The following is a 12,790-nucleotide window of genomic DNA, read 5'->3' as shown; positions in this document are numbered from 1 at the left end:
ATGCTCCTGCCGCGGGCTGAGGAGCCGTCGACTACAGCTCGTCGAGGCGCCAGTGCTGGCCGGGGTCGCCGGTGTCGTCCTGCTGGACGATCTTCGCTCCGTCCGCGGTGGAGCCGGCCGCGACCGCCAGGACCTTGCCGCTGTGGACGCTGACGAGTTTCACGAAGCCCTCGCCGGCGTCGGTGACGCGCCACTGCTGGTTGGCGCCGCGGGTGGCGGGCCACTGGATGACGGGTGCGCCGGAGGCCGTGGATTCGCCGTGGACGTCGATGTGGTGCCCCGACAGGGAGTTGGCGAAGGTGGAGAGCCCGGGGGAGAGGGCGGCGAGACGCCACTGCTGGTTGGCCTTGCCGTGGCGCGGCCACTGGATGAGCTGCACACCTGGGGCGGTTGACTCGTCGGGCACGTCGAGGGCCTTGCCGCTGCGCCGGTTGACGACGAGGTACGTGCTTTGCAGGACGTCGGCGAAGCCGATGGGCCGCGGTGTCGTCCGGTGCAGGTCGAAGACGACGATCTCGTTGCGGCCGGCCTTCAGCCAGGGGGCCGGGCAGTACAGGCGCTGCTGCGGGCCGACGGACCAGTAGCGTCCCAGGTGGTGGCCGTTGACGAAGACCACGCCCTTGGTCCAGGCGGACAGGTCCAGGTAGGTGTCGCCGGTCTTGTCCAGGGTGAGGGTGGCGCGGAAGAAGAGCCCGCTTCTGTCGCGGTCGCTGATGGTGGGGCGCAGGGCGGCCACGAACTCCTCGTCGACGGGCAGGGAGTGGGTCTGCCACCGGGTGAGCGGGCCGTCGAGCGCACCGGCGCCGGACAGCGACACCTGGCCGGTGATGCCCTTGCGGTCGACGTAGTGCCCGAAGTTCACCCGGCCGAGGCCCTCCACGAGCACGTCGAGTGTCGGCGTCGCGCCGGCGTCGCCGAGCGCGAGGCCGCTGCCACTGGTGACCTTCAGCGGTTCGGCGTACGCGGGCCGGAGCGCGACGCGGCTGAAGCCGCCCTGGTAGGCGCCGTCGAGGAAGACCGTGGCGTAGTCGTGCACACCGGTGATGTGCAGGGTGGCTCCGCTGTACCCGGGCAGCGGGCGGCGGTAGAGGATGAAGCCGGAGTTCTGGCCGTAGGTCTCCATCGGCTGGGCGGTGACCGTCCGGGACGGGGGCAGCGCCGGGGGCAGGTTGTCCCACAGCGACGCGTACGCCTCGGGTGTGACCGGGCTCGGGGTGATGGTGGCGACGGGCTCCGGAAGCGGGGGCAGCGGTGCGTCCACGTAGCCGCCGATGAGGGTGCGGTACGCGGTGTAGCTCGCGGTCGGACGGCCCTGCTCGGTGATCGCCGCGCTGTAGTCGTAGCTGGTGATGTCCGGTGTGTAACCGCTGCCGTCGTCCGCGGAGTTGGCTCCCGACCAGTAGCCGAAGCTGGTGCCGCCGTGGATCATGTAGATGTTGAACGACAGCTTGGCCCGCATGAGGCCGTGCAGGACCGGGGACTTGTCCTTGCCGATGCCGCCGAAGCCGCTGTCGCCCCAGGCCGTGAACCACCCGGCCCACGACTCGCCGATGAACGCCGGCACCGCGGGGAAGGCGCGGCGGCAGTCGGCGACGGCCGCGGCGTCCCCGTCGGACAGGCCGATGGCACCGCCGGGCACGTGGGTGCGGTTGGCCTTGACCTGGGCCAGGCCGTCCTGGGTGTAGAACGGCCCGGGAACGCCCGCGTCCAGCCAGGCCCGACGGATCTCGTCGAGGTAGACGGCGTCGTCGCCGAACGAGCCGTACTCGTTCTCGATCTGCACCATGAGGACGGGGCCGCCGTTGTCGACGAGGAGGGGCCTGACGACCGGTGCGATCTTGTCGATGTAGCGACGGACCGCCGCCATGTAGTGCGGGTCGGCCGCCGCCCGTACGCGGATCCTGGCCTCGGGCTCCTTGAGCAGCCAGGCGGGCAGACCGCCGAGGTCCCACTCGGCGCACACGTAGGGCCCCGGGCGTAACAGCACCCACATGCCCTCGGCCTGGCACAGCCGGACGAAGGCGGCGAAGTCGCGCCGGTCGGTGGTGAGGTCGAAGACGCCGGGGCGCTCCTCCAGGTAGTTCCACATCAGGTACACGCCGATGGTGTTCAGGCCCATCGCCTTGGCCATCCGGATGCGGTGGCGCCAGTACGGCACGGGGATGCGGCACGGGTGCAGCTCGCCGCTGCGGATCTGGAAGGGCTCCTTGTCGAGCAGGAACTGGCTGCCGTCCGCGGAGAAGCCGAACGTGTGGCCCGCGGCGGCCGCGTGGCCGTCGGTGGCCCAGGTGGCGGCGAGGGGGGTGAGGGCGCTGATGATCAGGAAGTCGCGTCGATCCATGGGGCGCTCCAGGGTGTGAGGAGAAGTCTCTGGCCCGGCGAACGTGGAGTGACGTCAGCTGCCTGTCGGCAGTGTGGGATTACGGTAGAGCGTGTTCGAGTGTGTTGGAAGGGGTGCGGTAATGGTCGTTGCGGCGCCCCATCGGGTCCGTCAGCACCCGACGGTGCCCGCCAGTGCCCGTCAGTGTTCGTCAGCGTTCGTCAGCGTTCGTCAGATCCCGTCAGGGCGAGGTGAGTTGCTGGAGCCCGGGTCCTCCGGGTCGCGCTGCCGGGTCAGGACCACGTCGACTCCCGTGATGTGAAGCACGCGTTGGACCGACTGCGACGCCTTGATCACAGTGATGCGGCCGCCTGCGAGGCGGCAGTGCCGGTGGTGCCCGGTCAAGGCGTTGATCCCGGACGAGTCGATGAAGGCCACATCGGTCAGGTCCAGCTCCACGCGGCGGTGCAGCAGGGGCGCCAGGGCCGCCCGCAACGAGGGGGCGCTGGCGATGTCCAGATCTCCGTGTACGCGCACCAAGGCGGGGTCGAACCCCGAAACGATGTCCACGCGCAGGGACGAGGGAGAAGCGGCGGCCATGAGGGTGCCTTCCGGAGATGCACGGCTGTGGCGGTCACGGGCCATGCATACGGTAGTGATACCCGCCAGGCCCGAGCGTTTCCTTGCCGCATACGTACCGGAAAGGCGCAAGAGGAGGGGCTGGGCGGACGCGTGACCGCCCTGTGGTCGAACGGCCTTCCGGCCCTCCGAAGGGCGAGCGACGGGCAGTTGAGGCCGTCGGCAGGGGGAGCGGGCCCTTCGGCGCCCCTGTCGGTGTCCCCGCCGGTGCCTCTGCCGGCGCGCCGAAGTGCGGCCCGTGGCCGCGGGCGCCGCTCGGGGTTTCCCCCCGGGAAGCGCGCCCGCGGCCCTGCGTCAGATCCCGTCGTCCGGGCGCTTGTTGACCTTCAGATTCTTGGGGATGGCGGGCAGCAGCCGCTGCTTCGACGACACCTCGCGGATGGCGCGGGGGTCGGTGAACGTCTCCGGGCGGGCCGGGCGGAAGGTGAGGGCCGGGCCGCCCTCGCGCAGGTTGCCGCCCTTGGGGGCGAGCCCCTTGAGGGCGGGGAGGCGGTAGGAGGAGGCCTTGCGCAGGGCCTGCTCCAGGAACACCGCGGTCAGCTGCGCGGCCTGGGCGCGGGCGGCGGCCGGGGACGCGACATCGGCGGCCTGGCAGGGGCCGATCCCGCCGCCCTTGTCGGTGGGGGCCAGGTTGGTGTTGATCATCCGGTGGCCGGTCCCCGCGAGCAGGACGTCCGCCGCGACCCTGGTCGAGCCCGACTTCGCGAGCGCCTTCATCGTCGCCCGCCCGGCCTGCGCCTCGACGTCCTCGTCGCAGGCGCCACGGATGTTGAGGACGGGCACCTTGTGCGGCGCGGGCTCGGCGTTCTCGGCGGGCTCGACGGCGACGGCGCCGAAGAGCCCGGCGCGCTCGGCCGCCTTCGGGGACAGGACGTAGCCGCCGCCCCGGCTGTGTCCGACCAGGCCCACGCGCGAGGTGTCGATGCGCCCCTTGACCCCGGGGAGCTTCAGGCCGTGGCTCACGCCCTTGTTGAGGTCGGAGAGGAGCCGCAGATGAGCGCTGACCAGATCGGTGTAGCCCTTGGTGGGGTTCGTCTCGCCGCCCCACCAGATCTCCGGCGACACGACGTCGATGGACACGGCGACGAACCCCTTGCGGGTGAGCGCCTGCACGACGTGCGACAGGCCCACGTCCTGGCGCAGGTAGTCCGGCCCCAGGCCGCGCTCCGGCTTCCCGGGCTTGGCGCAGACCAGCGGCCAGTTGGTCTTCACCGGATTGCGGGCGACGACGTCGGACGCGTCCTTCGTGGTCACGCAGTTGTGGTGCGTGCCGTGCAGGACGACGACGACCGGGTGGGGCCCCTTGCCCTTGGGCATCCCGAGCACGCCGTGGACCTGGGACGGATTGCCCGCCGTCCTGCCGCCGGTGATCTTGAGGAGCCCCGGGGCGAGCCGGTAGCTGGTCAGGCTCGCCGCGCTGCTGGTGGTTCCCGCGGCGGTGGCTCGCTGCGGCGTCGCGGGCTTGCCGGGGGTCGCGGCCCGGGCGGCGGCGGTGCCGCAGGTGAGCGTCAGGGCGAAGGCGGCGGTGGCGGCCGTGAGGTGCGCTGTCCGTCGGATTGCGGTGGTCATGGCTGAGAGGACGGCGGAAAGGAGGGGCGCGTTCCCTTTGTGGCAGCTTGTAGCGGCTCGTGGCAGCGCCGCGCCGCCGCGTGGGGCGCCGCGGCGGCGCGGGCTCCCGCTTGACCATGAATAGAGGCAACTCTAAATTTAACTACCTCTCTAAGTACTCCATGAAGGAGCGTGCTCGGATGCGGCCGACCGAAGGCGGACTCCGTGAGCGGCACAAGGCGCAGCGGCGGAGCCGGATCCTCGAAGCCACGCGCGAACTCCTCCGGGACGGCCCGGAAGCGGTGATCAGCACCGAGCGGATCGCGGAGCGGGCGGAGGTCGCCCCGGCCACCGTGTACAACCTGATCGGACCGCGCGACAAGATCTGGGAGGCGCTCGCCGACGGCTTCACGGCCGAACTGGAGCACCGTCTGGCGGCGTTGGGCAGCGGCGGCCCGAGGGAGGTCGTCAGGGCGACCGTCGAGCTGTTCGTGGGCGACCCGGTCGTGTCGCGGCGCATGGTGCGCGAGTGGGAGACGAGCGGCCTCGTGTTCGCCCGCAGTCCGCTCGACCAGCTCCGCCGGGCGCTGGCGGACGCGCGGGACCAGGGCGTCCTGCGTGCCGACGTGGACACCGACGCGCTGGCCGCCGCCGTCGGCGCCTCGTGCGTGGGCGCGCTGCACCAGTGGGTCGCCGCCCTGATCGACGACGACCGGTTCCTCGCCCGCGCCCTGTTCGCCCTTGACGTCGTGCTCGCCGCGGCGGCCGCCGACCCCCATCGCGACCGGCTCCTCGCGCCGCTGCGGACCCGGGGTGCGGCATGACGGCCGGCGCCCTGCCGCGGCCCCTGAGCTTCACGGGCCACGGCGGGATCCGGCTCGCGGCCGGCGTGTGGGGCGAGGCGTCCGCGCCGCCCCTCGTCCTGCTGCACGGCGGCGGTCAGACGCGGCACGCCTGGGACAGGACCGGCCCCCGCCTCGCCGCGCTGGGGTGGCGGGTCATCGCCCCCGACCTGCGCGGGCACGGCACGAGCGACTGGTCGGCCGACGGCGCCTACGACCTCGACCTGTTCGCCGACGACGTCCGGGCACTCCTCGCCCAGATCGGCGGGCGGCCGGCGCTCGTCGGCGCCTCGCTCGGCGGCCTGAGCGCGCTGCTCGCCGCCGGAGAGGCCCCGAGGGCGGCGGTGCGCGCGCTGGTGCTCGTGGACGTCGCCCATCGGCCCGATCTCCGCGGGGCGCGCCGGATCGTGGAGTTCATGCGCGGCAGGCCGGACGGGTTCGCGAGCCTCGGCGATGCGGCCGACGCGGTGTCCGCCCACCTTCCGAACCGCCCGCGTCCGGACGACCCCGAAAGGCTGCGCAAGAACCTGCGGCGCCGCGGCGACCGCTGGGTCTGGCACTGGGACCCCCGGATACTCGACAGCTTCGAGGGCCGGATGGACCCGCCCGGCAGGGCCGAGCGGGTCCTCGCCGCCGCGCGCCGCGCCGCGGTGCCGATCCTGCTCGTGCGCGGCGGCGTCAGCGACGTGGTGCGCGAGGACATCGCCGAGGAGTTCCGCGTCGGGGTTCCGCTCGCCCGGCGCGTCGACGTGGCCGAGGCGGGGCACATGGTCGCCGGCGACCGGAACGAGCACTTCATCGACGCGATCATCCCGTTCCTGGAGGGACTGGAGGGACTGGAGGGACTGGAGGGACTGGAGGGACTTGAGGGACTTGAGGGCTTGGATGGGCCGGGGACGGCCCAGGGCATCCAGTGAGCCCGAGGAGGCCGCCACCTCCTCGGGATCAGGATCCGTCTACCGTGGAACCCGACCACCATCCTTGATCGACGACCCCCGTCCCGGACCGGTGCACCGTATGGAACCTCTGGCTGAACTGGACGCCCGCGTCACCGAGTGCGCGGCCTGCCCGCGCCTGGTCGCCTGGCGCGAGGAGATCGGGCGGGTGAAGCGGGCCGCGTTCCAGGACTGGACGTACTGGGCACGGCCGGTGCCCGGATTCGGGCCGCCGGACGCCTCACTGCTCGTCATCGGGCTCGCGCCCGCGGCGCACGGCGGCAACCGCACGGGCCGCATGTTCACCGGCGACCGCTCCGGGGACGTCCTGTACGGGGCGCTGTACGACCTGGGGCTCGCGTCGAGCCCCCTGGCGGTCTCCCTGGACGACGGGCTGACACTGCGCGGCGTACGCGTGACCTCACCGGTGCACTGCGCGCCGCCGGAGAACAAGCCGACGCCCGGGGAGCGCGACACCTGTCGGCCCTGGCTCGCGCAGGAGCTGCGGCTGCTCGCGCCACGGCTGCGGGCGGCGGTGATCCTCGGGGCGTTCGGATGGCAGGCGGCCCTGCCCGCCTTCGCGGAGGCGGGGTGGCAGGTGCCGAAGCCGCGCCCGCGGTTCGCGCACGGCGCCCGCGTCACCCTGGAGCGCGCCGCGCCGCTCGCGGACGGCCCGGGTCCGGTCACCCTGTACGGCTGCTTCCACGTCAGCCAGCGCAACACGTTCACCGGCCGGCTGACCCCGCAGATGCTCCGGGACGTCCTGCGGGCCGCGGCGGGCGAGGCGTGCGTGCCGCCGTACGCCCCGCCCGCCGCGCCCGGGCCGCAGGCGCCCAGCTGACCGGGGGTCAGGCGCCGACGTACGCCGCCAAGTGCTCCCCGGTGAGGGTGGAGCGGTCGGCGATCAGGTCGGCGGGCGTGCCCTCGAAGACGATCCGGCCGCCGTCGTGCCCGGCCCCGGGGCCGAGGTCGATGATCCAGTCGGCGTGCGCCATGACCGCCTGGTGGTGCTCGACGACGATGACGGTCTTGCCGGAGTCCACGAGCCGGTCGAGCAGGCCGAGCAACTGCTCGACGTCGGCGAGGTGCAGGCCCGCGGTCGGCTCGTCGAGGACGTACACGCCGCCCTTCTCCGCCATGTGCGTGGCGAGCTTGAGCCGCTGCCGCTCGCCGCCCGACAGCGTCGTGAGGGGCTGGCCGAGGCTGACGTAGCCGAGTCCGACGTCGACGAGCCGCTGGAGGACCTTGTGCGCGGCCGGGGTGCGGGCCTCGCCCGAGCCGAAGAATTCCTCGGCCTCGGTCACCGACATCGCGAGCACCTCGCTGATGTCACGGCCACCGAGGCGGTACTCCAGGACCGAGGCGTCGAACCGCCGCCCCTCGCACTCCTCGCAGGTCGTGGAGACGCCGGACATCATCGCCAGGTCGGTGTAGATCACCCCGGCGCCGTTGCAGTGCGGGCAGGCGCCCTCGGAGTTGGCGCTGAAGAGGCCCGGCTTCACGTCGTTGGCCTTGGCGAACGCCTTGCGGATCGGGTCGAGCAGGCCCGTGTACGTCGCCGGGTTGCTCCGCCGCGAGCCGCGGATCGGGCTCTGGTCGACCGACACCACGCCCTCGCCCGCGGGGATCGAGCCGTGCACGAGCGAACTCTTGCCGGACCCGGCGACGCCGGTGACGACGGTGAGCACCCCGAGCGGAATGTCGACATCAACGTCCCGCAGGTTGTGCGTGCTCGCGCCGCGGATCTCAAGGGCCCCGGTGGCCTTGCGCACCGACTCCTTGACGGCGGCCCGGTCGTCCAGATGGCGGCCTGTGACGGTGCCGCTGGCGCGCAGGCCCTCGACCGTGCCCTCGAAGCAGACGGTGCCGCCCTCCGTGCCGGCGCCCGGGCCGAGGTCCACGACGTGGTCGGCGATCGCGATCGTCTCCGGCTTGTGCTCCACGACGAGCACCGTGTTGCCCTTGTCCCGCAGCCGCAGGAGCAGCTTGTTCATCCGCTCGATGTCGTGCGGGTGCAGACCGATGGTCGGTTCGTCGAAGACGTACGTGGTGTCGGTGAGCGAGGACCCGAGGTGGCGGATCATCTTGACGCGCTGCGCCTCGCCGCCCGAGAGGGTGCCCGACGGCCGGTCGAGCGCGAGGTAGCCGAGGCCGATCTCCACGAACGAGTCGAGGCTCTGCTGCAACGCCGTGAGCAAGGGGGCCACGGACGGCTCCTTGAGGCCGCGGACCCAGGTCGCCAGGTCGCGGATCTCCATCGCGCACGCGTCGGCGATGGAGATCTTCTTGATCTTCGACGACCTGGCCCCCTCGCTCAGCCGGGTGCCGTCGCACTCGGGGCACGTGGTGAAGGTGACGGCCCGCTCCACGAAGGCGCGGATGTGGGGCTGCATCGCCTCCTTGTCCTTGGAGAGGAACGACTTCTGGACCTTCGGGATGAGCCCCTCGTAGGTGAGGTTGACCCCGTTGACCTTGACCTTCGTCGGCTCGCCGTAGAGGAAGTCCCGCATCTCCTTCTTGGTGAAGCTGCGGATCGGTTTGTGCGGGTCGAGGAAGCCCGACTGGGCGTAGAGCCCGACGGTCCACTGGCTGTCCGACTTCCAGCCGGGGATGGTGAACGCGCCCTCGGCGAGCGACTTGGAGTCGTCGTACAGCTGCGTGAGGTCGATGTCGGACACCGAGCCGCGGCCCTCGCAGCGCGTGCACATGCCGCCGGTGCGGTTGAAGGTGGCCTTCACGGTCTTCGTCTTGGCGGCGCCGCGGTCGACGGTGATGCCGCCGCTCGCCCGGACCGAGGCGACGTTGAAAGAGTAGGCGCTGGGCGGGCCGATGTGGGGCTTGCCCAGTCTGCTGAAGAGGATGCGCAGCATCGCGTGGGCGTCGGTGGCGGTGCCCACCGTGGAGCGGGGGTCGGAGCCCATCCGCTGCTGGTCCACGATGATCGCGGTGGTCAGGCCGTCCAGTACGTCGACCTCGGGCCGGGCGAGGGTCGGCATGAAGCCCTGCACGAAGGTGCTGTAGGTCTCGTTGATCATCCGCTGCGATTCGGCGGCGACCGTGTCGAACACCAGCGAACTCTTGCCGGAGCCGGAGACCCCGGTGAACACCGTGAGCCGCCGCTTCGGCAGCTCGACGCTGACGTCCTTGAGGTTGTTCTCGCGCGCGCCGTGCACGCGGATCAGGTCGTGGCTGTCGGCGACGTGCGGTGCGGGCGGCTGTGCGTGCGTCCTCGTGACCTTGCTCATTGTCTCTCCATCTGTCTCCCCGGGGCCGCCTGTGCGGCCCCGGGCCATGCCGCCCGGCTCGATCTGATCAGCGAAAACCCCCGCGGCGCTGGGCCGGGACCCTACCGCAGGGGCTTCAGGGGGCCTACTGCTTGCGGGGCTGGTTGAAGCGGAGCATGTTGCCCGCCGGGTCGCGGAAGGCGCAGTCGCGGACGCCGTACGGCTGGTCCATGGGCTCCTGGAGGACGTCGGCGCCCGCGGCCTGGACGCGTTCGAAGGTGGCGTCGACGTCATCGGTCGTGAAGATCACGCCGCGCAGCAGGCCCTTGGCGAGCAGCTCCGCCATGGTCTGCCGGTCGGCCGGGGCGGCGGTGGGGTCGGCGAGCGGCGGCTCCAGGACGATCTCCACGTCCTGGCCGGGGGACCCGACGGTCACCCACCGCATCCCCTCGAACCCCACGTCGTTGCGGACCTCCATGCCGAGGACGTCGCGGTAGAAGGCGAGCGCCTTGTCGTGGTCGTCGACTGCGATGAAGCACTGCGAGAGCTTGATGTCCATGCCTCGACGCTACGAGGCGCCGCTCGAATCCGCTTCTCTGATCCTGACCGGTTTCTGCACGGCCCGCGCACCGCTGTCCTCGCCTGCGTCTTGCGTGTGTGTTTGGTCGGCTTACGGCGCGTGCGTGCGGTCCGCGTCGTGCGTGTGTGTCAGGCCCGCGCCCCGCGTGCGTGCGGCTCGCTGGTCTTCTGGGCGGGTGCCTCGGTCGCGTCCTGTCGGCGGGCCTTGTCCGCTGCCTGGTCGCGTGGCGGCTCATCCGGTGTCCGGCCCCCGGCCGGCCCCCCGTTCCTCACCGGCCGTGTGTGGACCTTGGCGACGCACGCCGGGATCGTGGCGCTCGCCTCGTGGTCCCGGGCCCGGTACGCGCTCGGGGACTCCCCGACCAGCTCGGTGAAGCGTGAGCTGAACGACCCCAGCGACGTACAGCCGACGGCGAAGCACACCTCGGTGACGCTCATGTCGCCGCGCCGCAGCAAGGCCTTCGCCCGCTCGATGCGGCGGGTCATCAGGTAGTTGTACGGCGTCTCCCCGAAGGCGGCACGGAAGCTGCGCGAGAAGTGACCGGACGACATGAGGGCGACCTTCGCGAGCGCGGGGACGTCCAGCGGCCGCGCGTAGAAGCGGTCCATCACGTCCTTGGCGCGACGCAGCCGCACCAGGTCCTCCAGGTTCATGGCCACAGCATCGCACGGGGCCGCTGACCCACCGCCCTGACCTGCGCCTCCCCCGACGCACAGCGCTTCATCGCGGGGCGGATTCCCTACGCGCGCCTGCACGTCTTCCCCGCCGACGTGGCGAATTCGCACTTCCCCTTCCTGGAGAACCCGGCGGTCTTCAACGCGGTGGTGGAGACGTTCCTGTCCGAGGACCCGTGCGCCCGGACCTGACCCGCCCGCCGCGATCCGCGCGCCCGCGCCCACCACGAAGAACCGTACGGTCCGGAGTTTCCATGCCTCAGCCAGTCCCCATGCCTCAGCCCGTCACGGCCCCCGCGCCCGAGCCGCACGCCGCCGCGGAGTGGGTCGTCCCCATGGTCTCCGACATGCCCGGAGAGCCGGAGGGCACGTTCCTCTACCTCGGCATGCACGTCGGCGGGACGGTCACCAGCCTCCGCGAGGGAGCCAGAAGGCCCCTGGAGCCGAACGACCTGGTCTTCTGCGATCCGGCCCGGCGCCACCTGCTGCGGTTCGGCGACGACAGCCAGATGGTCTTCTTCCGGATACCCCGGTGCTACCTGGGCATCACCGAATCGGAACTGAACCAGGTGGTGGGAGTCCCCGTGCGCGGCAGCGAGGGGCTGGGGGCGCTGGTGTCGGACTTCCTGTCGGCGCTCGCCGCCGGGGCGGAGTTCCGCCGGTCCGCGATCGGGGACCGGCTCGCCCGCACGGCCGTCCACCTGCTCTCCGTCCTGGTCGTGGAACTCCTGGAGACGGACACGGCGGGCGACGCCGCCCCCACGTCCAAGGGCGGTCACGAGACGCTGGCCCGGATCCGCGTCTTCATCGAGGAGCACCTGACGGACCCGGACCTTTCCCCGGAGTCGATCGCTCGCGCCCACCACATCTCCGTCCGGTACCTGCACAAGCTCTTCCAGAACGACGGCACAACGGTGAGTCAGTGGGTGCGCCGCCGCAGACTCGAGTCCTGCCGGATCGAACTGGGCCGGTCCCACCGGAGGTTCACCATGGCCGCGGTGGCCCACCGCTGGGGCTTCAGCAGCCCCTCCCACTTCAGCCGCGCGTTCCGCGGCGCGTACGGCATGTCTCCCAGCGCATGGCAGGCCCTCGCCACCTCGGCCTTCGCCCCGACGGCGGTGTGAGGACGGCGTGCGCTGCCGTGGCAGCGGCGGTGCGCCGCGGTGCCATCGGTGCCGCCGCCGCGGCTCTACCGTGGGCGACCAGCTGCACGGATCTCCTTCGTGGACCACAGCGTGACGCCCCGCACGTGGCCTGACACCGAGAAGAGAGCTGCCCATGACCACCCCCCTGCCCACCGTCGTCCTCGTGCACGGCGCATTCGCCGACGCGGCGACCTGGATCGGCGTCATCTCGGAACTGCGGAGCCACGGCATCCCGGTGATGGCACCGCCGAACCCCCTGCGCGGCCTCGCGTCCGACGCCTCCTACGTCGCGTCCGTCGTCGCCCAGATCGACGGGCCCGTCGTCCTCGTCGGACACTCCTACGGCGGCGCGCTGATCACCGTGGCCGGCGCAGCGGAGAACGTCGTCGGGCTCGTCTACGTGGCCGCGTACGTACCCCACGAGGACGAGAGCGTGGGGGAGTTGCAGGGACGCTTCCCCGACTCGCTGCTGGCGGGCCACCTGAGAGAGTGGACCTATCCACTTGTCGATGGAGACTCCGCCGTCGAGGTCACCATCGACGAGGCGGCCTTCCCCTCCGTCTTCGCCGCGGACGTGGCCGTGGAGGTCGCGAGGGTCCTGGCCGCGGCCCAACGCCCCCTCGCCGCCGCGGCCCTGGCCGAGACGGCCTCCGCCGCGGCCTGGCTGACGAAGCCGTCCTGGGCCCTGGTGGCGGGGGCCGACCGGGCCGTCAACCCCGAGGTGCAGCGCTTCGGCGCGCGGCGGGCCGGAGCCGTGGTCGTCGAACTCCCCGAAACCTCGCACGCCGTCGCCCTGTCCGAACCCCGGCAGGTCGCCGATCTCATCAGCGACGCGGTACGCGCGACGAGCTGACCGACCCCGGCGGGAGCCGGTCAAGTGGTG

General features: G+C 72.0%; 11 protein-coding genes. 5 read left to right on the top strand and 6 right to left on the bottom strand.

Translation table 11 applies throughout. The features are described from left to right. Positions 1-31 precede the first annotated feature (31 nt). The 3 genes from AC07GB_RS14620 to AC07GB_RS14610 all read right to left on the bottom strand — a co-directional run bounded on the left by AC07GB_RS14620 (position 32) and on the right by AC07GB_RS14610 (position 4,528). Positions 32-2,341, bottom strand: coding sequence for a beta-galactosidase (locus tag AC07GB_RS14620; protein ID WP_478845188.1), 2,310 nt, complete (start codon positions 2,339-2,341; stop codon positions 32-34). Positions 2,342-2,551: 210 nt separating this feature from the next. Further along, on the bottom strand, positions 2,552-2,920 hold the full coding sequence (locus tag AC07GB_RS14615) for an STAS domain-containing protein (RefSeq protein ID WP_478845186.1): 369 nt from the start codon (positions 2,918-2,920) through the stop codon (positions 2,552-2,554). 333 nt (positions 2,921-3,253) lie between these two features. Next, a complete protein-coding gene (locus tag AC07GB_RS14610; RefSeq protein WP_478845184.1) occupies positions 3,254-4,528 on the bottom strand; it encodes a dienelactone hydrolase family protein in 1,275 nt (424 codons plus the stop codon). A 179-nt stretch (positions 4,529-4,707) separates the two neighbouring features. Between AC07GB_RS14610 and AC07GB_RS14605 the strand changes: the two genes are divergently transcribed. From AC07GB_RS14605 to AC07GB_RS14595, 3 genes are all read left to right on the top strand, one after another. Continuing rightward, positions 4,708-5,331 carry a TetR/AcrR family transcriptional regulator gene (locus tag AC07GB_RS14605; RefSeq protein ID WP_478845182.1) on the top strand — a complete coding sequence of 208 codons (624 nt, stop codon included), beginning with the start codon at positions 4,708-4,710 and terminating at the stop codon, positions 5,329-5,331. Then, positions 5,328-6,266, top strand: a complete 939-nt coding sequence (locus AC07GB_RS14600; RefSeq protein WP_478845180.1) for an alpha/beta fold hydrolase — start codon at positions 5,328-5,330, stop codon at positions 6,264-6,266. Before AC07GB_RS14605 ends, AC07GB_RS14600 begins: the two co-directional genes overlap by 4 nt. A gap of 100 nt (positions 6,267-6,366) precedes the next feature. Continuing rightward, positions 6,367-7,125 (top strand): uracil-DNA glycosylase, encoded by a 759-nt coding sequence (locus tag AC07GB_RS14595; RefSeq protein WP_478845178.1) that lies wholly within the window; start codon positions 6,367-6,369, stop codon positions 7,123-7,125. A gap of 7 nt (positions 7,126-7,132) precedes the next feature. Here the strand turns inward: AC07GB_RS14595 and AC07GB_RS14590 are convergent, their stop codons facing one another. The 3 genes from AC07GB_RS14590 to AC07GB_RS14580 all read right to left on the bottom strand — a co-directional run bounded on the left by AC07GB_RS14590 (position 7,133) and on the right by AC07GB_RS14580 (position 10,741). Beyond that, complete coding sequence (locus AC07GB_RS14590; protein ID WP_478845176.1) at positions 7,133-9,529, bottom strand: ATP-binding cassette domain-containing protein; 2,397 nt, start codon at positions 9,527-9,529, stop codon at positions 7,133-7,135. A 124-nt stretch (positions 9,530-9,653) separates the two neighbouring features. Further along, positions 9,654-10,067 carry a VOC family protein gene (locus AC07GB_RS14585; protein WP_478845174.1) on the bottom strand — a complete coding sequence of 138 codons (414 nt, stop codon included), beginning with the start codon at positions 10,065-10,067 and terminating at the stop codon, positions 9,654-9,656. A 149-nt stretch (positions 10,068-10,216) separates the two neighbouring features. Further along, entirely contained in the window at positions 10,217-10,741 is a 525-nt protein-coding gene (locus tag AC07GB_RS14580) for a helix-turn-helix transcriptional regulator (RefSeq protein WP_478845172.1), read from the bottom strand. Between the two features lie 293 nt (positions 10,742-11,034). On the opposite strand from AC07GB_RS14580, the gene AC07GB_RS14575 reads away from it, so the two are divergent. Both AC07GB_RS14575 and AC07GB_RS14570 read left to right on the top strand, forming a co-directional pair. Next, a complete protein-coding gene (locus tag AC07GB_RS14575) occupies positions 11,035-11,886 on the top strand; it encodes a helix-turn-helix domain-containing protein (RefSeq protein ID WP_478845170.1) in 852 nt (283 codons plus the stop codon). 154 nt (positions 11,887-12,040) lie between these two features. Then, positions 12,041-12,760 carry an alpha/beta fold hydrolase gene (locus tag AC07GB_RS14570; protein WP_478845168.1) on the top strand — a complete coding sequence of 240 codons (720 nt, stop codon included), beginning with the start codon at positions 12,041-12,043 and terminating at the stop codon, positions 12,758-12,760. Positions 12,761-12,790: the final 30 nt, after the last annotated feature.

The sequence above is a fragment of the Streptomyces sp. NPDC045778 genome (genome assembly GCF_056431945.1).
This window is presented reverse-complemented; position numbering and strand designations above follow the sequence as displayed.